Source organism: Fictibacillus gelatini DSM 15865 (assembly GCF_000430745.1).
Classification (GTDB): Bacteria; Bacillota; Bacilli; order Bacillales; family Fictibacillaceae; genus Fictibacillus_A; species Fictibacillus_A gelatini.
In genome coordinates this window covers 11,638-32,090 of record NZ_AUMP01000029.1, presented here as the reverse complement: position 1 = coordinate 32,090, position 20,453 = coordinate 11,638, and the positions used below count along the sequence as shown (strand labels likewise).

The 20,453-nt window shown below is 42.8% G+C and carries 20 protein-coding genes and 2 other annotated features (1 of these 22 running past the window's edge); all 20 genes read right to left on the bottom strand.

What is annotated here, in order from left to right; all coding sequences use genetic code 11:
• Positions 1-95 precede the first annotated feature (95 nt).
• Complete coding sequence (gene fusA / locus H538_RS0113360) at positions 96-2,174, bottom strand: elongation factor G (RefSeq protein WP_026678037.1); 2,079 nt, start codon at positions 2,172-2,174, stop codon at positions 96-98.
• 76 nt (positions 2,175-2,250) lie between these two features.
• The gene (rpsG, locus tag H538_RS0113355; protein WP_026678036.1) at positions 2,251-2,721 is read right to left on the bottom strand and encodes a 30S ribosomal protein S7; all 471 of its coding nucleotides are present in this window, start codon (positions 2,719-2,721) and stop codon (positions 2,251-2,253) included.
• Between the two features lie 51 nt (positions 2,722-2,772).
• Positions 2,773-3,195, bottom strand: coding sequence for a 30S ribosomal protein S12 (gene rpsL / locus H538_RS0113350; RefSeq protein WP_026678035.1), 423 nt, complete (start codon positions 3,193-3,195; stop codon positions 2,773-2,775).
• Between the two features lie 105 nt (positions 3,196-3,300).
• Positions 3,301-3,549 carry a 50S ribosomal protein L7ae-like protein gene (locus tag H538_RS0113340; protein ID WP_026678034.1) on the bottom strand — a complete coding sequence of 83 codons (249 nt, stop codon included), beginning with the start codon at positions 3,547-3,549 and terminating at the stop codon, positions 3,301-3,303.
• A gap of 110 nt (positions 3,550-3,659) precedes the next feature.
• Entirely contained in the window at positions 3,660-7,283 is a 3,624-nt protein-coding gene (gene rpoC / locus H538_RS0113335) for a DNA-directed RNA polymerase subunit beta' (protein WP_026678033.1), read from the bottom strand.
• A gap of 29 nt (positions 7,284-7,312) precedes the next feature.
• Positions 7,313-10,855: a DNA-directed RNA polymerase subunit beta gene (gene rpoB, locus H538_RS0113330; protein WP_026678032.1), complete on the bottom strand. Its 3,543-nt coding sequence runs from the start codon at positions 10,853-10,855 to the stop codon at positions 7,313-7,315.
• A gap of 404 nt (positions 10,856-11,259) precedes the next feature.
• Entirely contained in the window at positions 11,260-11,871 is a 612-nt protein-coding gene (locus H538_RS0113325) for a class I SAM-dependent methyltransferase (protein ID WP_026678031.1), read from the bottom strand.
• 91 nt (positions 11,872-11,962) lie between these two features.
• Positions 11,963-12,328: a 50S ribosomal protein L7/L12 gene (rplL, locus tag H538_RS0113320; protein WP_026678030.1), complete on the bottom strand. Its 366-nt coding sequence runs from the start codon at positions 12,326-12,328 to the stop codon at positions 11,963-11,965.
• A gap of 53 nt (positions 12,329-12,381) precedes the next feature.
• Complete coding sequence (gene rplJ, locus H538_RS0113315; RefSeq protein ID WP_026678029.1) at positions 12,382-12,882, bottom strand: 50S ribosomal protein L10; 501 nt, start codon at positions 12,880-12,882, stop codon at positions 12,382-12,384.
• 38 nt (positions 12,883-12,920) lie between these two features.
• Positions 12,921-13,069: a sequence feature (ribosomal protein L10 leader region), on the bottom strand.
• Between the two features lie 43 nt (positions 13,070-13,112).
• Positions 13,113-13,814, bottom strand: a complete 702-nt coding sequence (rplA, locus tag H538_RS0113310) for a 50S ribosomal protein L1 (RefSeq protein ID WP_026678028.1) — start codon at positions 13,812-13,814, stop codon at positions 13,113-13,115.
• A gap of 187 nt (positions 13,815-14,001) precedes the next feature.
• On the bottom strand, positions 14,002-14,427 hold the full coding sequence (gene rplK, locus H538_RS0113305) for a 50S ribosomal protein L11 (RefSeq protein ID WP_026678027.1): 426 nt from the start codon (positions 14,425-14,427) through the stop codon (positions 14,002-14,004).
• Between the two features lie 155 nt (positions 14,428-14,582).
• On the bottom strand, positions 14,583-15,116 hold the full coding sequence (gene nusG / locus H538_RS0113300; protein ID WP_026678026.1) for a transcription termination/antitermination protein NusG: 534 nt from the start codon (positions 15,114-15,116) through the stop codon (positions 14,583-14,585).
• Between the two features lie 89 nt (positions 15,117-15,205).
• Entirely contained in the window at positions 15,206-15,412 is a 207-nt protein-coding gene (gene secE / locus H538_RS0113295; RefSeq protein WP_051291482.1) for a preprotein translocase subunit SecE, read from the bottom strand.
• A 69-nt stretch (positions 15,413-15,481) separates the two neighbouring features.
• Complete coding sequence (gene rpmG / locus H538_RS25595) at positions 15,482-15,631, bottom strand: 50S ribosomal protein L33 (protein ID WP_081412660.1); 150 nt, start codon at positions 15,629-15,631, stop codon at positions 15,482-15,484.
• A 131-nt stretch (positions 15,632-15,762) separates the two neighbouring features.
• Positions 15,763-16,392, bottom strand: coding sequence for an RNA polymerase sporulation sigma factor SigH (gene sigH / locus H538_RS0113290; protein WP_245595239.1), 630 nt, complete (start codon positions 16,390-16,392; stop codon positions 15,763-15,765).
• 99 nt (positions 16,393-16,491) lie between these two features.
• Positions 16,492-17,004, bottom strand: coding sequence for an NYN domain-containing protein (locus H538_RS0113285; protein ID WP_026678023.1), 513 nt, complete (start codon positions 17,002-17,004; stop codon positions 16,492-16,494).
• Positions 17,001-17,747 carry a 23S rRNA (guanosine(2251)-2'-O)-methyltransferase RlmB gene (gene rlmB, locus H538_RS0113280; RefSeq protein WP_026678022.1) on the bottom strand — a complete coding sequence of 249 codons (747 nt, stop codon included), beginning with the start codon at positions 17,745-17,747 and terminating at the stop codon, positions 17,001-17,003. Before rlmB ends, H538_RS0113285 begins: the two co-directional genes overlap by 4 nt.
• Positions 17,744-18,154, bottom strand: a complete 411-nt coding sequence (locus tag H538_RS0113275) for a Mini-ribonuclease 3 (RefSeq protein WP_035350877.1) — start codon at positions 18,152-18,154, stop codon at positions 17,744-17,746. Before H538_RS0113275 ends, rlmB begins: the two co-directional genes overlap by 4 nt.
• On the bottom strand, positions 18,151-19,554 hold the full coding sequence (gene cysS, locus H538_RS0113270; protein ID WP_026678020.1) for a cysteine--tRNA ligase: 1,404 nt from the start codon (positions 19,552-19,554) through the stop codon (positions 18,151-18,153). The genes H538_RS0113275 and cysS overlap by 4 nt, the downstream gene beginning before the upstream one ends.
• Positions 19,551-20,201 (bottom strand): serine O-acetyltransferase, encoded by a 651-nt coding sequence (cysE, locus tag H538_RS0113265; RefSeq protein WP_026678019.1) that lies wholly within the window; start codon positions 20,199-20,201, stop codon positions 19,551-19,553. Before cysE ends, cysS begins: the two co-directional genes overlap by 4 nt.
• A 107-nt stretch (positions 20,202-20,308) precedes the next feature.
• Positions 20,309-20,453, bottom strand: a binding site (T-box leader); it runs 125 nt beyond the window's last position.

The following is a 20,453-nucleotide window of genomic DNA, read 5'->3' as shown; positions in this document are numbered from 1 at the left end:
TATGTGGAAAATAATTATTTTTTATATAAAATAGGCGAAACTCTTCATCCCACCTATTTTAGATTACATGAAAAGCACTTTTCTGACAACAGAGATTATTGTCCTGTCGCTTTTTTAATAATTTCTTCAGCAATTGACTTAGGTACTTCTTCATAATGATCGAAATGCATTGAATATGTTCCGCGACCTTGTGTACGAGAACGTAAAGATGTCGCATAACCAAACATTTCAGCAAGCGGAACCATTGCACGAACAACTTGAGAGTTACCACGAGCTTCCATACCTTCAACGCGTCCACGACGGGAAGTTACGTCACCCATAATATCACCCATGTATTCTTCAGGAACAACGACTTCGACTTTCATGATCGGCTCTAAAATTGCAGGGTCGCAGTATGCTTTCGCATTTTTCAACGCCATCGATCCGGCAATTTTGAACGCCATTTCGTTCGAGTCAACATCATGGTAAGACCCGTCAACGATTGTAGCCTTCATATCTAAAAGCGGGAATCCGGCTAACATACCGTTTTTCATTGCTTCTTCAATACCGGCTTGTACAGCTGGAATGTATTCGCGAGGTACTACCCCACCAACAATTTTGTTTTCAAATGTAAAGCCGCTTCCCTCTTCAGCTGGTTCGAACTCGATCCATACGTGTCCGTATTGACCACGTCCACCGGATTGACGAACGAACTTACCTTCAACTTTAGCCGCTTTACGGATCGTTTCACGATACGCAACTTGAGGAGCACCAACGTTTGCTTCAACTTTGAATTCACGGCGCATACGGTCAACGATGATATCGAGGTGAAGCTCACCCATACCAGAGATGATCGTTTGTCCAGTTTCTTCGTCAGTTTTTGTACGGAACGTTGGATCTTCTTCTGCAAGTTTCGCTAAAGCCATACCCATTTTATCCTGGTCAGCTTTTGATTTAGGCTCGATGGATAAGTGGATAACAGGCTCTGGGAATTCCATTGATTCCAAAATAACCGGCGCTTTTTCATCACAAAGTGTGTCACCAGTTGTTGTATCTTTAAGACCAACAGCCGCGGCAATGTCTCCAGCGTATACAACTGAGATTTCTTCACGGTGGTTAGCGTGCATTTGCAGGATACGTCCTAAACGTTCACGCTTACCTTTCGTTGAGTTTAATACGTAGGAGCCTGCATTAACTGTTCCGGAATATACACGGAAGAACGTTAACTTACCGACATATGGGTCAGTCATTACTTTAAACGCAAGGGCAGCGAACGGACCTTCATCTGCTGATTCGCGCGTTACTTCTTCTCCTGAATCAGGGAGAGTACCTTTAATTGCCGGTACATCAACCGGTGAAGGCAAGTAGTCAAGAACTGCATCTAACATAAGTTGAACGCCTTTGTTTTTGAATGCAGATCCACAAATTACAGGATAAAACTCAACATTAACAGTACCCTTACGGATGGCCGCTTTCAGCTCTTCAACTGTAAGCTCTTCGCCTTCTAAGTATTTTTCCATTAATTCTTCGTCAAGCTCAGCAACTGCTTCAATTAACTTGTTACGGTATTCTTCAGCTTGATCCTTATATTCTTCAGGAATCTCGCGTTCTTGAATATCTGTACCAAGATCATTTGTATAGAAGTATGCTTTTTGCTCAACAAGATCAATAATGCCTTCGAATTGATCCTCAGCACCGATAGGCAATTGAATCGCATGAGCGTTCGCTCCTAAACGGTCATGTAGTGTGCTAACTGAATATAAGAAGTCAGCGCCGATTTTATCCATTTTGTTAACGAAAACAACACGTGGTACCCCATATGTTGTTGCTTGACGCCATACGGTTTCAGTTTGCGGTTCTACACCTGATTGAGCATCAAGTACTGCAACGGCTCCATCTAATACACGCAATGAACGTTCTACTTCTACTGTAAAGTCTACGTGTCCTGGTGTATCAATAATGTTGATACGGTGACCTTTCCATTGAGCAGTAGTCGCTGCGGAAGTAATTGTGATTCCGCGCTCTTGTTCCTGCTCCATCCAGTCCATTTGGGAAGCTCCTTCGTGAGTTTCACCAATTTTATGGATGCGTCCAGTATAGTAAAGTACACGTTCTGTTGTTGTCGTTTTACCAGCATCAATATGAGCCATGATCCCGATATTACGTGTATTTTTTAAGGAGAATTCTCTTGCCATGAATTTCTCTCCTTCCTATGAATAGGAATTATATAGTATAGGGCGAGACAGCCAGAAAGCTGTCTCTAATATGAACTTACCAGCGGTAGTGAGCAAACGCTTTGTTTGCTTCTGCCATTTTGTGCATATCTTCGCGTTTTTTCACAGATGCTCCAGTATTGTTAGCAGCATCCATGATTTCATTCGCTAAACGCTCTTCCATCGTTTTTTCCCCGCGAAGTCTTGCGTAGTTTACTAACCAACGAAGTCCTAAAGTCGTACGACGCTCCGGACGAACTTCAACAGGAACCTGGTAGTTAGCACCACCGACACGGCGTGCTCGTACTTCAAGTACAGGCATGATGTTTTTCAACGCTTGTTCGAAAACTTCCATCGGATCTTGGTTTGTGCGCTCTTTTACAATATCAAATGCATTGTAAAGAATAGATTGTGCTACCCCTCTTTTCCCGTCAATCATAATTTTGTTGATTAAACGAGTAACAAGTTTAGACTTGTAAATTGGATCAGGTAACACATCGCGACGAGGTACAGGTCCTTTACGTGGCATGGTGTTCCCTCCTTTCTCCTTTTCTAATAACCATTTCTATTTTAATTGTGTTTATTTTTTAGCGGCTTTTGGGCGTTTTGTTCCGTATTTGGAACGACCTTGCATACGGTTGTTTACTCCTGCCGTATCAAGAGCGCCACGAACGATATGGTAACGAACCCCTGGTAAGTCTTTTACACGACCTCCACGGATAAGCACAACGCTGTGTTCTTGAAGGTTGTGTCCGATACCCGGGATGTATGCAGTTACCTCAATGCCGTTTGTTAAACGAACACGCGCATATTTACGAAGTGCAGAGTTCGGTTTCTTCGGCGTCAATGTACCTACACGAGTACATACTCCACGTTTTTGAGGTGAAGAAACGTTCGTTTGCGCTTTTTTAAAGCTGTTGTAACCTTTGTTTAGTGCTGGAGAGTCAGATTTTTTAACTTTAGACTGACGTCCTTTTCTTACTAATTGGTTAATTGTAGGCATTTTGTTTTTCCTCCTTTCCTTCATCGGATTTCAAGACCACCGATCCAGGTGGTTCATCATTGGACAAAAGAAAGTTTTTGCGCGTGATGCGCAAAAACAAGTTTTTTATCCTTTTATAGCAACAGTTGCAGCTCCAACGTCGATTCCACAAGCTTTACCAAGCTTTTTCATCGAATCAACCATCGTAACAGGGACGTTCATTTCTCTTGCGACTGTTAACACTTTTCCCGTTACTCGGGAGTCAGCATCTTCAGCTACGACAAGCGCTTTAACTTCCCCATTTTGCAAAGCTTTAATCGTTTGTTTTGTACCTACGATTATTTCTTGAGCTTGTGTTACTTTTTCATAAGACATCCGTTTATATCCTCCAAAGCAACATTTCTTTAGGAGCACTAGGATATAATATCACTTCAGTGCTCCTATTGTCAATACAAGAACATTTAAAAATTAAGCAGATCTCATTTTTATTCTTGAGATACTAACTCCGTTGATTCTTCTTGTTCTTTCTCAGTCTCTTCTGAAGAAAGTGGAGAATCAACGGCAATGTTTCGGTAACGGGCCATACCTGTACCCGCAGGAATCAATTTACCGATAATAACGTTCTCTTTAAGACCGAGAAGTTCGTCACGTTTTCCTTTAATTGCAGCATCTGTAAGAACTCTTGTTGTTTCTTGGAAAGAAGCTGCGGACAAGAAGGATTCCGTTTCAAGGGATGCTTTTGTAATACCAAGCAATACCGGTCTTCCTGTTGCCGGGATGCCGCCTTCTAGCAATACTTTTCTGTTGACATCAGTGAAGGAATGGACATCCATTAGCGCACCAGGTAGTACGTTAGTATCACCGGCATCAATAATACGAACTTTTCGAAGCATTTGGCGAACCATAACTTCAACGTGTTTGTCGCCAATTTCTACCCCTTGCATACGGTATACTTTTTGAACTTCACGCAAGAGATACTCTTGAACGCCTTCTGCACCTTTTACTTTAATTAGCTCTTTTGGATCGATAGAACCTTCCGTCAACACCTGGCCGGCTTCTACATTATCTCCGACAGCCACTTTAATTCGAGCGCCATACGGTACGGTATACGTTCTTGTTTCAATTTCACCCTGAACAAGAATTTCCCGTTTGTCTTTTGCTTCATTAACGTTAATGACTTTGCCGTCAAGCTCGGAAATAACCGCTTGACCTTTCGGGTTACGCGCTTCGAACAACTCTTGAATACGCGGCAAACCTTGAGTGATATCGTCCCCTGCTACACCGCCTGTATGGAAGGTACGCATCGTAAGCTGTGTACCTGGCTCACCGATTGATTGTGCAGCGATAATCCCAACAGCTTCCCCAACCTCAACATCTGTTCCGGTTGCAAGGTTGCGGCCATAACATTTTTTACAAACGCCATGACGGGTATCACATGTGAATACCGAACGAATCGTAACTGCTTCGATTCCGGCTTCATCAATACGGGTAGCCGTATCTTCCGTAATTAGCTCGTTTTTCGCAACGATGACTTCTTTCGTTTCCGGATGGTAAACGGTTTTAAACGCCGTTCGCCCAACAAGGCGCTCATGCAGCGTTTCAATCACTTCATTGCCTTCTTTAATGGCACTGACAAGAAGGCCGCGATCTGTTCCGCAGTCATTTTCACGTACGATAACATCTTGAGCAACGTCAACAAGACGTCGAGTGAGATAACCTGAGTCTGCTGTTTTTAGAGCTGTATCAGCAAGACCTTTCCGTGCTCCGTGGGTTGAGATAAAGTATTCGAGTACGGTGAGACCTTCACGGAAGCTCGATTTAATCGGCAACTCGATAATTTTACCTGCCGGGTTGGCCATCAATCCGCGCATACCTGCAAGCTGCGTAAAGTTTGAGGCGTTACCACGGGCACCGGAGTCACTCATCATGAAAATCGGGTTACGCTTATCTAATGTAAGCATCAACTTCTTCTGAATTTCATCCTTTGCCGAACTCCAAATGTTAATGACACGTTCATATCGCTCATCTTCCGTAATAAGACCGCGACGGAATTGTTTCGTTACTGTTGCAACTTTTTGCTCGGCTTTTTCTAATATTTCTTGTTTTTCCGGCAGGACGACGATGTCAGATACACCGATCGTAATACCCGCTCTCGTTGAGTACTTAAATCCAAGGTTTTTCATGCGGTCAAGCATTTTTGACGTTTCCGTAATTTTGAAACGTTTAAAGATTTCCGCGATGATTTTCCCTAAGAATTTTTTCGTAAATGGAGCGACTTCTTCCCGCTTCTCAATTTCTTCTTTAACATTTACTCCTTTAGGAATAAAGTATTTTTCTGGTGTTTCAACCTGTAAGTTTTCTGTAGTTGATTCGTTAATATACGGGAACGAGTTTGGCAAAATTTCATTAAATAGCAACTTACCGACTGTTGTAATTAACAGTTTATCAAGCTGATCTTCTTTAAACGATGGCTTATTCAAGCTTGCTACTGGAACAGCTACACGAGTGTGCAAATGCACATAACCGTTTTCATAAGCAATAATCGCTTCATTGGCATCTTTAAAGACTGATCCCTCACCGATCGCGCCCTTTCGTTCCATCGTTAAGTAGTAATTTCCGAGTACCATATCCTGCGATGGTGTAACAACTGGTTTTCCATCTTTCGGGTTCAGGATGTTTTGCGCCGCTAACATTAAGAGACGTGCTTCAGCCTGCGCTTCAGCGGATAGCGGGACGTGAACCGCCATTTGGTCACCATCAAAGTCCGCGTTATAAGCTGTACATACGAGTGGGTGAAGGCGGATTGCACGCCCTTCCACAAGCGTTGGCTCGAATGCTTGAATACCTAGACGGTGAAGAGTTGGCGCCCGGTTTAGCAACACCGGGTGTTCTTTAATCACATCTTCTAAAACATCCCAGACTTCAGGTTGAACGCGTTCAACTTTCCGTTTTGCGCTTTTTATATTATGCGCAAGGCCTTTGGCGACAAGTTCTTTCATAACAAACGGCTTAAAAAGCTCAAGCGCCATTTCTTTCGGTAGGCCGCATTGATACATTTGCAAGTGCGGACCGACAACGATTACTGAACGGCCAGAGTAGTCAACACGTTTACCGAGAAGGTTTTGACGGAAACGGCCTTGTTTCCCTTTCAACATATGGGAAAGGGATTTGAGCGGACGGTTTCCTGGGCCAGTTACCGGACGACCACGTCTACCGTTATCAATTAACGCATCGACCGCTTCTTGCAGCATCCGTTTTTCGTTTTGTACGATAATGTTCGGTGCCCCAAGATCCAACAAACGTTTTAAGCGATTGTTACGATTGATAACACGTCGGTATAAATCGTTAAGGTCAGATGTTGCAAAACGGCCGCCGTCCAACTGAACCATTGGCCTGAGTTCTGGCGGAATAACCGGAAGAACATCCAAAATCATCCAGGAAGGTTCATTTCCGGAATGCCGGAATGCTTCCAATACTTCCAATCGCTTAATTGCACGTGTGCGGCGTTGCCCTTGTGCTGTTTTTAATTCTTCTTTTAACTGACCGACCTCTTTTTCAAGATCGATGTCTTCAAGCAATCGCTTGATCGCTTCAGCACCCATTTGAGCTGTAAAGCCCTGACCGTATTTTTCACGGTAAGAACGGTACTCTTTTTCAGAAAGCAACTGCTTCTTCTCAAGCGGAGTTTCTCCCGGCTCAGTAACAACATAAGAAGCGAAATAAATGACTTCTTCAAGCGCCCGCGGAGACATATCAAGCACAAGCCCCATCCGGCTCGGAATGCCTTTAAAGTACCAAATATGGGATACTGGTGCTGCAAGTTCGATGTGACCCATCCGGTCACGTCGAACTTTAGCACGCGTTACTTCAACACCACAACGATCACAAACAACGCCTTTATAACGAACCCGCTTATACTTTCCACAGTGACATTCCCAGTCCTTCGTCGGTCCAAAAATGCGTTCACAGAATAAGCCATCCTTTTCAGGCTTTAATGTACGATAGTTGATCGTCTCCGGCTTTTTTACTTCACCTCTTGACCACGAGCGGATTTTTATCGGTGAAGCTAACCCAATTTTCATATACTCAAAATTGTTTACGTCTATCAAGGAGCGTACCTCCCTTTTGATATCCTGATTTATTCACTCACAGTGTAAGACTCAAGGTTTAAATTTAACTTTTCGTTGGCTTGATCATCTTCATCATCAAGCTCGCGCATTTCAATTTCTTCATCGTCACTTGATAAAATTTTTACATCCATGCCAAGTGATTGAAGTTCCTTAATTAATACTTTAAACGACTCAGGAACGCCCGGTTCAGGAACGTTTTCGCCTTTGACAATAGCTTCGTATGTTTTTACACGGCCAACCACGTCATCTGATTTAACCGTTAAAATTTCTTGTAGCGTATAAGCGGCACCATATGCTTCCAGCGCCCATACTTCCATCTCACCGAAGCGTTGTCCGCCAAATTGAGCCTTACCTCCAAGCGGTTGCTGGGTAACGAGCGAGTACGGACCTGTTGAACGCGCATGCAGTTTGTCGTCAACCATGTGCGCCAGTTTGATCATGTACATAATCCCAACCGATACACGGTTATCAAATGGGACACCCGTCCTTCCATCGTAAAGCACCGTTTTTCCGTCACGGGCCATTCCCGCTTCTTCGAGGGTCGACCACACATCTTCTTCACGCGCACCGTCAAATACCGGCGTTGCTACATGAATGCCAAGTTGCCTTGCTGCCATTCCAAGGTGGAGTTCAAGCACTTGACCGATATTCATACGTGAAGGTACCCCGAGCGGGTTTAACATGATGTCGATTGGCGTACCGTCTGGCAAGAACGGCATATCCTCTTCCGGCATAATGCGGGAGATAACCCCTTTGTTTCCATGGCGTCCTGCCATTTTATCCCCTTCGTGGATTTTACGCTTCTGTACAATATAAACCCGTACAAGCTGGTTCACGCCAGGAGGAAGTTCATCTCCATCTTCCCGATTGAACACTTTCACATCAAGGATAATTCCATCCCCGCCATGCGGTACTCTAAGAGAAGTATCACGAACTTCACGTGCTTTTTCACCAAAGATCGCATGTAACAATCGTTCTTCAGCCGTCAGTTCCGTTACCCCTTTTGGCGTAACCTTACCAACAAGGATATCTCCATCTTTCACTTCCGCACCAATACGGATGATTCCTCTGTCATCTAAATTACGAAGGGCGTCTTCGCCGACATTCGGAATATCGCGCGTAATTTCCTCTGGTCCAAGCTTTGTATCGCGTGCTTCGGATTCATATTCTTCGATATGAATTGAAGTATATACATCGTCTTTCACGAGACGCTCGCTCATAATAACGGCGTCCTCATAGTTGTAACCTTCCCATGTCATGAAACCTACAAGAACGTTACGTCCCAGTGCTAACTCACCTTTTTCCATTGAAGGGCCATCAGCAAGGATTTCTCCTTTTACTACACGGTCGCCTTTCTTAACAATTGGACGTTGGTTGTAGCATGTTCCCTGGTTGGAACGAATAAATTTCAAACAGTTATATTTATCTAGTTCGCCATGAACTTCTTTACCATCAATTACTTCAATACGTCGAACTTGAATTTGTTTCGCTGTTACCCGCTCAACAATTCCATCATGTTTACAAATAACTGCTGCTCCCGAGTCTTTAGCGGATACGTGTTCCATACCCGTACCGACAATCGGCGCTTCCGGAACCATGAGTGGAACCGCTTGACGTTGCATGTTTGCGCCCATTAGCGCCCTGTTGGAATCGTCATTTTCCAAAAACGGGATACACGCAGTCGCGGCGGACACTACTTGTTTTGGAGATACGTCCATATAATCGATTCGATCTCGTTTGAAAACGGTATTATCTCCACGGAAACGCGCAATAACGTTCTCTTCCAGGAATTCCCCGTTTTCACCGAGGGCAGAGTTAGCCTGTGCAACGACATAATTGTCCTCTTCGTCAGCCGTTAAGTAATCGATCCGACCGGTTACACGGCCAGTTTCTGGATCAACATAACGGTATGGCGTTTCAATAAAGCCATACTCATTGACTTTAGCATAGCTGGATAGCGAGTTAATCAAACCAATGTTCGGACCTTCAGGCGTTTCAATCGGACACATGCGCCCGTAATGGGAATAGTGAACGTCACGAACTTCCATTCCCGCACGTTCACGGGTCAAACCACCTGGCCCGAGTGCCGAAAGACGCCGTTTATGGGTCAATTCCGCCAGCGGGTTCGTTTGATCCATGAACTGAGAAAGCTGAGAGCTTCCGAAGAACTCTTTAATCGCCGCAATCACCGGACGGATGTTAATTAAGGCTTGCGGAGTAATATTGTTTGTATCCTGGATAGACATTCTCTCCCGAACGACACGTTCCATCCGTGATAAACCGATTCTAAATTGGTTTTGGAGAAGTTCTCCAACAGAACGCAGGCGGCGGTTTCCAAGGTGGTCAATATCATCCGTGTTTCCGACATTATGAAGAAGGTTGAAGAAATAGTTAATGGATGCAATAATGTCTGAAATCGTTATATTTTTAACCGTTTTGTCAACATTGCCGTTTCCGATGACTTTAATAATTCTCTCGCCTTCAATATCATCCGGAGAATAGATATTAATCGATTGCAGAGTAATTTCTTCATCCTCTGTCACACCGCCAATTGGTGTTACTTTACGGAATCCAACGCCGTTTTCTAAGTACGGGAGGATTTTATCCAATGTGCGGCGGTCAAGCAATGTCCCGGCTTCAGCAATGATTTCACCTGTTTCCGGGTCCACTAACGTTTCCGCTAGTTTCTGATTGAACAGCCGGTTCTTAATATGAAGTTTTTTATTAATTTTATATCGGCCAACACTGGCGAGGTCATAACGCTTCGGATCAAAGAAACGAGACTCTAATAAACTCTTGGCGTTGTCTACCGTCGGCGGTTCACCAGGACGAAGACGCTCATAGATTTCTAGAAGTGCCTTTTCCGTTCCTTCTGTATTATCCTTTTCAAGCGTGTTACGTAAATACTCATCTTCTCCTAACAGATCGATGATTTCTTGATCAGATCCAAACCCTAATGCGCGCAGCAATACGGTTATCGGAATTTTTCGCGTACGGTCTATACGAACGTAGACGATATCCTTTGCATCGGTTTCAAACTCAAGCCAGGCGCCGCGGTTTGGAATAACAGTTGCAGTGAATCCTTTTTTACCGTTTTTATCCATTTTTTCACTGTAATAGACACTCGGCGAACGAACAAGCTGGGATACGATAACACGTTCCGCACCGTTGATCACGAATGTGCCTGTATCTGTCATTAACGGGAAATCTCCCATAAATACTTCCTGCTCTTTTACTTCGCCTGTCTCTTTATTAATGAGACGCACCTTGACGCGAAGCGGCGCAGCATATGTGACATCACGCTCTTTCGACTCTTCTACAGGATATTTAGGTTCACCGAGACTGTAGTCGATAAACTCTAAAACAAGGTTTCCTGTAAAATCTTCGATCGGGGAAATGTCTTGGAACATTTCTCTTAGTCCCTCATCAAGAAACCATTGATAGGAAGCCGTTTGAATTTCAATTAAATTTGGCAATTCAAGTACTTCACTAATCCTTGCGTAACTTCTTCGTTGGCGGTGGCGTCCAAACTGAACTAGTTGACCTGTCAACTGATTCACCCCTCAAATCCAGCGTTTTTTTCGTGTTACTTGTATACTCTAACATTCTAGTATGGACGTTCAATAGGCGAGACCATCTGTTTCCCGGACTTTTTGAACTTTCCCTTATGAATGTCAGAAAGACAAAAAAGAAAAAGGGTTTTTTTAGTTTAAAAACCACATTTTTCATTGGAGCAACCGATTATATTATTTTTCCCAACTCTTTCATCTGATATACCTTGAGCAGAAGTTGATATGTATAAAATGGCTATACAATAAGTTAGCCTCATCAACTTTCTCAAAACAAAACGTTTTGAAATGGGTATTGTTCAGGTATATTATCAACATCCACATGACTTTAAAGCACAGTTATGGGAGTATGAATTCATTGGCATTTTATAATATTATCATATACCCTATACTACGTCAATTTTTTTTGCGCGAATAATATAATATCCTTTTTTCTTTTCTACAACGTCTACTTGCCGAAAAAGCTCTTTTAGCTTCTCCGTCGCGGAAGGAGCTCCTTGCTTTTTTTGAATAACAACCCACAGTTCTCCACCATCCGCTAATTTTTCTTCAGCTTGTTCAAAAATTTGGTGGACTATTTTTTTACCTGCACGAATAGGAGGATTGGTTATTATCGCAGCAAATCCTTCTTCATTCACATCATGTAACAGATTGCTTTTTTTAACAGACGTATTGGCGATCTCGTTTGCGTCCAGGTTTTTTTTCGCCAGGTCAAGCGCACGTTCATTAATGTCAACCATGATCACATGACGGTCAGGTTCTGCTTTGGCAAGCGCCATGCCAATTGGACCATAACCACAGCCCACATCGCAGTAATCTCCTTTTACATCAACCGGCTGAAAAGCTTCTATTAACAAGCGGCTTCCAAAATCAACTTCATGTTTCGAAAAAACCCCGGCATCTGAAGTAAATGTGAATTCGTGGCCCTTCAGGCGAAATTTCCACGTTTTCGGCTTGCTGGGTATCTCAGGCCGTTCAGTATAATAATGGTCACTCATCTTCTCACCCCTTATTATCTAGTATGGACGAACCTTGTTCAAAATAAAAAGATTCGCCTCGTAATAGGCGAATCTTTTCGATTAGCATGCATTATTTTACTTCTACAGAAGCTCCAACTTCTTCAAGTTTCGCTTTGATTTCTTCAGCTTCTTCTTTAGATACGCCTTCCTTAACAGGATTAGGAGCACCGTCTACTAATTCTTTCGCTTCTTTTAGTCCTAGACCAGTTAGTTCACGAACTACTTTAATAACTTTGATCTTAGAAGCTCCACCGTTTGCAAGAATTACATCGAATTCAGTTTTTTCTGCAGCAGCTTCTCCACCAGCAGCACCACCAGCTACAGCTACAGGAGCAGCAGCAGTTACACCAAATTCTTCTTCAATTGCTTTTACAAGATCGTTTAATTCTAAAACTGTCATTGTTTTTAAGCTTTCAATGATTTGCTCTTTTGACATTTTGTTTTCCTCCTCAAGTATAATTAAAAATTAATAAATGGTTGCTTAAAAGGTTACGCACTTGTGTTTTCTTTTTGTTCAGCAACGGCTTTAGTAACCAACGCAAAGTTGCGGATAGGCGCTTGAAGCACGCTGAGTACCATAGAAAGAAGTCCTTCGCGGGATGGAAGTTCAGCAAGAGCTTTCACTTCTGCAGTTGTCGCAATACGGCCTTCAATTACACCAGCTTTAAGTTCTAAAGCCTCGTGTTTTTTCGCAAAATCGTTAAGGATTTTTGCCGGAGCTACTACATCTTCTTTACTGAATGCAATCGCAGTAGGCCCAACAAGATGTTCGTTAAGCTCAGATAGACCAAGCTCATCTGCCGCACGGCGAGTCATCGTATTTTTGTAAACTTTGAATTCCACACCAGCTTCGCGAAGTTGCTTACGAAGTTCTGTTACTTCGGCAACGTTTAATCCGCGGTAATCAACAAGAATCGTTGATTGGCTTTCGCGCATTTGCTCAGTAATCGTCTGCACCAATTGCTTTTTTGATTCAAGAATGCTGCTCATCCTTACACCTCCTGTAAAAATTAGTGAAAAATCATACCGTAGCTATAAGAAAAGCCTTCATGATAGACATGAAGGCGTAGTTTCAGAACATAGATCAGTATAGAATGATCGTTTCCGTGCTACACACCTCGGCAGGATAATTAAGCGAATTTCGCCCCTGAGTCTACGGTATGAGAATCTATTTAATTCACAACATCATCTACTATAACAGGTTTGATGATGGAAGTCAACTATCGTTTTAATGCAAAGTTAGAAGGGTTAACTTTAATTCCAGGTCCCATCGTAGAAGAAATCGCAACGTTTTTAATGTACGTTCCTTTCGCAGCTGCCGGTTTTACTTTAAGCAATGTTTCAACGATCGTCGCTAAGTTTTCAGCAAGCTTTTCGTTATCGAAAGATACTTTACCGATTGGAACATGTACGTTACTGTCTCTGTCTACACGGTATTCTACTTTACCTGCTTTAATATCTTTAACTGCTTTTTCAACTTCGAACGTTACAGTGCCTGTTTTAGGGTTTGGCATTAAGCCTTTTGGTCCTAAAACACGGCCAAGCTTACCAACTTCAGCCATCATATCAGGCGTTGCAACGATGACATCAAAGTCGAACCATCCTTGTTGGATTTTGTTAATGTAATCTGTATCTCCAACGAAGTCTGCCCCTGCAGCTTCAGCTTCTTTCGCTTTTTCACCTTTCGCAAATACTAGCACGCGTTGTGTTTTACCAGTTCCGTGCGGAAGAACAACAGCACCACGCACTTGTTGATCTGCTTTTTTAGGGTCAACCCCAAGACGAACAGCTACTTCAACAGACTCATCAAATTTCGCTGTTGCCGTTTTCTTAACAAGCTCAATCGCCTCGGCTGGATCATATGCTTTTTGGCGGTCGACTAATTTTGCCGCCTCCAAGTACTTTTTGCTTTTTTTAGCCATTTTAAAATTTCCTCCCTTATGTGGTATAGCGGATATTCCTCCCACTTGTATGGAGAAAAGGCTTTTGCTTCTCTCCATCTAACCAATAAACGGCCACAAAGAGGCACATTTATTCAGCAATAAAGGTTGCGAACCGATATCGGCAGGATGTAATCCTTTGCTCGCAACCCCCTTAGAATCCATGAGATTAGTCTTCAATAACAATACCCATGCTACGCGCTGTACCTTCAACCATGCGCATCGCAGCTTCGACGCTGGCAGCGTTCAGGTCAGGCATTTTTGTTTCTGCAATTTCGCGAACTTTATCACGCTTTACAGTCGCAACTTTTGTACGGTTCGGTTCACCAGAACCAGACTCGATTCCCGCAGCTTTCTTAAGAAGAACAGCAGCTGGAGGAGTTTTCGTAATAAATGTAAATGAACGGTCTTCAAAAACCGTGATTTCAACCGGAATAATTAAACCAGCTTGATCAGCAGTTCGAGCGTTAAACTCTTTACAGAATCCCATGATATTAACACCAGCTTGCCCTAATGCAGGTCCAACTGGTGGAGCCGGGTTAGCTTTTCCAGCAGGGATTTGCAATTTTACCATTTTAATAACCTTTTTAGCCACGCGACACACCTCCTTAAGTCCGTGATGTGGTATATGGGTTTACACCCTCCCACTCAAATATGCATTCTCTTTAACAAGAGAAAGGCTTTGTTTTTAAAAATACCAAACAAAATAAAGTCTAACATTTTTCAAAGACTATTTCAAGTCTTTTTCAATTAGATCTTTACCACCTGGTTGAAATCCAGTTCAACAGGGGTTTCACGACCAAACATATTCACATGGACTTTCAACTTGCGTTTGGTAGGGTCAATTTCTTCAATCGTTCCAACGAAATCAGCAAACGGCCCTTCTTTTACTTTCACCGCTTCCTTAATTTCAAAATCAACCTCGATGCGAGGCTCTTCCATCCCCATACCTTTTAGAATATGATTCACTTCTTCAGGCAGGAGCGGTGTCGGCTTTGAACCGGCTCCAGCCGAGCCGACAAATCCTGTAACACCCGGGGTATTGCGCACCACATACCATGAATCGTCCGTCATAATCATTTCTGTTAGCACATACCCAGGGAATACTTTTTTCATTGTCGTTTTTGTTTTGCCGTTTTTTTCTTCCGTCGCTTCCTCTACAGGAACGAGCACACGGAAGATTTTATCCGACATCCCCATTGACTCGACACGTTTTTCCAGGTTTGTTTTCACTTTGTTTTCATACCCTGAATACGTATGAACAACATACCAGTTCTTTTCCATAGTTACTTTAGGACTTGTGAACGTCCTTTCCCTCCTAAACGGATATACTCTAGCATTTTATCCAGGAAAACTAATATCTTATACATCATTTATCCCAGGATTAATTCAATGAGTTTTGAGATCCCAAGATCAACCAGCCAAAAAAATACGGCCATGAAAAATACTGTCCCTATCGTAACAGCCGTATAGCGAAACAGTTCATGACGCGTTGGCCAGGAGACCTTTTTCATTTCTTTACCCACATCAGACAAAAATTTCGCAGGCGACTTTTTTGTTTTTTCAGCAATGTCTGCCATTCTTTTACCCCCATTCCTTTTTGTCAATGTATACAAACTTTCGATGCATCGATCGATGAATTAATAGGGTTACTTCGTTTCTTTGTGGGTAGTATGTGCATTACAAAGCTTACAAAACTTTTTAACCTCGATTCGTTCGGGATTCGCTGTCTGATTTTTCATTGTAGTATAATTACGACCATGACAAATACTGCAGGCTAAAATGACTTTTTTACGCATGTATAACACCTTCCGTGTTTAAAAAACCCACTTATTAACGATATAGTGCTACTTTTACCACATTATCACAGGCCAAATAGCTTGTCAATAAAGGCTAGAGTGTGAAAAAGAGCAGGATTACCCTGCTCTTTCTATAGGCTTACTTCACGCAGCTCTAAATATTTTTCTAATTTCCGTTTCACCCGTTGAAGGGCGTTGTCAATGGACTTAACATGCCTATCCAAATCTACAGAAATCTCCTGATAAGACCGTCCGTCCAAATAAAGCATCAACACTTTCCGTTCAAGGTCGCTTAGGATTTCACCCATTTTGACTTCAATATCGTCAAATTCTTCCTGGTTAATAATTAGTTCTTCGGGATCTGTGACTTTTGTTCCTGAAATGACATCTAAAAGCGTACGATCAGATTCTTCATCGTAAATTGGCTTGTCCAAAGAAACATAAGAGTTTAGCGGTATATGCTTCTGTCTTGTTGCTGTCTTAATCGCTGTAATCATTTGCCTTGTTATGCAAAGTTCAGCAAATGCTTTAAAAGAAGATAGCTTGTCTTCTTTAAAGTCGCGAATAGCTTTATATAGGCCAATCATTCCTTCTTGAATGATGTCTTCTCGATCAGCACCAATCAAAAAATAGGATCTTGCTTTGGCACGCACGAAATTCTTATATTTATTAATTAAAAATTCAAGCGCGGCACTGTCGCCATCATGGACGTGTTCTACTAAATTCTCATCATCAAGTTGTTCATACTTAAGAACAGTCATTTCTTTGAGGTTAATGCTCACGACAATCCCCCCGACCTAATGAAAACCAACACATATAGTAATATTATACAGCAAGCTTTAAAAATGCGTCAACATTTCTTATGTTTTCCCTCTTCTCCATTTTTCGAATATTTCCACAAGCTCGTCCGGGATCGGTATGGAAGCAAGGCTTTTTTTCTTTTTTGTGTCCTTTACTTTCACTTGAATCTTTTTTTCAACCTGGTTTACTTCCGTTTTCAATTCCCGTGACGACTTTCTGAGGGCTCCGCTTCCAAAGATTGCTCTTTGCTCGGCATAGTCTGAGGTTGCGACATAAATCCGGGTATTGATATTTTTCAGCTCCAGCGTTAATTTTTCAATCCGTTCATCCGCCGTTTCATTCTCCCTCGTAAAAATAACTTCAACGCGGTAGTCTTTTGACTTTTTTTCTATTCCCGGCATCATGTGCGCATCAAATACGACAATGACACGATATCCAGTATATGCCTGGTATTCCGCCATTTTGTCTATTAATACATCTCTCGCTTTTGCAAAATCAATTTCTTTTAAGTGTCTGAGTTCTTCCCAGGCTCCAATTACGTTATAACCATCAACAATTAAAACAGTGTTCATGATGATAGCGGATGACGTTTTCGATACACTTCATACAGCAATAAACCTGCTGCTACAGAAGCGTTTAAAGAAGTAACCTTCCCCCTCATCGGAAGACGGATAAGAAAGTCACACGTATCTTTTACTAGCCGTCCGATGCCCTTTCCTTCACTGCCGATAACAAGACCGAGCGGCATGTTAAAATTCGCTTCACGATAATCTTCTTTACCTTTCATATCCGCTCCAACGAACCAGAGTCCGCGTTCTTTTAATTCTTTCATCGTTTGCACCATATTGGTGACACGAACAACCGGGACGTATTCGATTGCACCTGTTGAAGCTTTGGCAACGGCTGCCGTTAATCCGACTGCCCGCCTTTTTGGAATAATAATACCGTGGGCACCGACTGCATCTGCCGTCCGCAAAATGGAGCCAAGATTATGAGGATCCTCGATTTCATCAAGTAAAATAAAAAACGGTTCTTCGCCTCTTTCTTCCGCCTTTTTAAACAGATCTTCCATATCGGCATATTCATAAGAAGCGACAAACGCCATAACCCCTTGATGATTGGCCCCGTCGCTTAATTGGTCAAGCTTTTGCTTCGGCACGTGCTGAACGAGTACATTTTTCTCCTTTGCAAGCTTGATTACCTGATGAATCGGCCCTTTTTGGGAGCCTTCGCCGATCATGATTTTATTAATATCCCGTCCTGAACGAAGCACTTCTAAAACGGGATTTCTTCCTGCTACCCATTCGTGGCTCATGTTGATTCACTCCCCTCTTCTTCAATGATTTGACACGTTTTTTGTAAAATTTCCGTTAACCGTTCGTTATTTTCCAATAAAAAATGATAGCCCAATAAAGCTTCATAGCCTGTCCCATAACGATAGGTTTGAATGTCCGTATTTTTAGGGACGGTTCCTTGTTTCGCGTTTCTTCCGCGCATAATAATGCCTGCCTCTTCCTCGGTAAAATAATTTTCGGCAAGTAATTGCGTCACGACTTTCGCCTGGGCTTTTGCTGAAACATAGTTCGTTGCCAATTGATGCAGCTTATTTGGCTTGACTTGTCCAGCATGTATCAGGTGATGCCGAACGAATGATTCAAGAACGGCATCACCCATATAAGCCAATGTCACACCATTTAATTGTTTAATATCCGCTAATTTCATGATTGTCTTTTCCAACGGACGCCCTGTGGTGTATCCTCAAGGATGATATTCTTCGCACGGAGTTCATCGCGTATTTCATCCGCCCGGGCAAAGTTCCGTTCTTTTCGCGCCTCATTTCGTTCTTGAATTAATGCCTCGATCTCCTCATCTAACAGTTCTTCTTCCTTTGTTAATGTTAAGCCAAGAACGCCTGTTAATTCTTCAAATAACCCGATAAATGCAGAAAGGACGGTTGTCGATGTGTTTTCTTCTTGCAAATAAAGGTTCGCTTCCTTCGCTGCTTCAAACAAAACAGCAATTGCATTTGCCGTATTGAAGTCGTCGTCCATTTCACGAATAAAATCTTGACGAAGTTCTTCGATTTTTTTTGTCCACTTTTCCTCATTTTGCGCCAAGTTGGCACTGATGGACAGGCGATGCTTCACATTTTCGTAAGCCGTGCGAATACGATTTAACCCGGTTTTTGCACTTTCTAACAGTTCATTGCTAAAATTAATCGGGTTTCGATAGTGAACGGCAAGCATAAAGAAACGGATAACCTGTGGATCATGCTCTTTAATCATGTCGTGGACAAGAACAAAGTTGCCGAGTGATTTGGACATTTTCTCATTATTAATATTAATATACCCGTTATGCATCCAATATCTCGCCATCGGTGCCTCATTTAAGCATTCGGATTGGGCGATTTCATTTTCATGATGCGGAAAGGCTAAATCCTGGCCGCCGCCGTGAATATCAATCGTATCTCCTAAAAATTTCTTTGCCATTGCCGAGCATTCAATATGCCAGCCTGGCCGCCCTTTCCCCCATGGACTTTCCCAGGAGATTTCTCCTTTCTTCGCTGCTTTCCAGAGCGCAAAATCAAGCGGATCGTGCTTTTTTTCACCGATTTCGATGCGGGCGCCTGAGCGAAGGTCATTGATGGATTGATGAGAAAGTTTGCCATAGTCCTCGAACGCTCTTGTTTTAAAATAAACGTCTCCTTCGGCTTCATAGGCATAGCCCTTAGCAATCAATTGATCAATAAAATCAATGATTTCCGGCATCGTTTCTGTCACGCGTGGATGGCAATCCGCTTTCCGTACCCCAAGCGCGCTCACATCTTCATGGTAAGCATGAATAAACCGTTCAGCAATTGTTGGAACATCTTCTCCAAGTTCGTTTGCAGCTTTTATTAACTTATCATCGACATCTGTAAAATTGGATACAAATTGGACATCAAACCCGCGATATTCAAAATAGCGCCTGACCGTATCAAAAACGATCGCCGGCCTGGCATTGCCAATATGAATATAGTTGTAAACGGTCGGTCCGCACACATAAATTTTTACCTTTCCTTCTTCCAGCGGTTGAAACGTTTCTTTTTCCCGGGTCAGCGTATTATAAATAACAATACTCATCGTACTCCACTTCCTTTTTGTAAATGTTCGATTTCTGTTCGCAACTTTTCAATTTCATCTTGAAGCTCGCGAAATCGATCAGCCACCGGATCCGGCAGGTCGCAATGATCCAATTCTTTTCCTACTTTTACGCCATCCTGAATAACGACACGCCCCGGGATACCGACTACCGTGGCATTTGGAGGAACGTTTTGAAGGACGACAGATCCTGCCCCTACCTTTGAATTTTTTCCAATTGTAATCGATCCTAACACCTTTGCCCCAGTTGCAATCAGGGCATGATCCTCAATTGTCGGGTGGCGCTTTCCTTTTTCCTTCCCCGTTCCGCCGAGCGTAACTCCTTGATAAACGGTGACATCATCCCCGATAATACATGTTTCCCCAATGACAACACCCATTCCATGGTCGATAAAAAACCGCCTGCCAATTTGCGCCCCGGGATGAATTTCGATTCCGGTAAAAAAACGGCTTACTTGTGAAATAACCCGGGCAAGGAACCGAAACTTTCTTTGAAAAAGCCAATGAGCGACCCGGTGTGCCCAGATGGCATGAAGACCAGAGTACGTAAGCACAACTTCCAGCGTGCTGCGCGCTGCAGGATCTTTTTCAAATACAACTTGGATATCTTCACGGAGTTTCCCCCACATCATTCTAACCCCCTATTTTGTCATCATTAATTGTGTAGATGCTTTTAGCAAAAAACAAGGCCAGGCGGCACTTTGCCTATAAAGAAAAGCGCCCCTGTGCGTTTTAGCACAGAGACGCTTAATGTTGCGCGGTTCCACTCTGTTTAACGGCAAATTTCCACCGTTCCCTTTTCTCCGTAACGGGGAGTTTCCGCCTTTGTCTATTCTAGAAGTGGGAAGTGGGGACTGACTCTTCCTTCTGTACCCAACTGC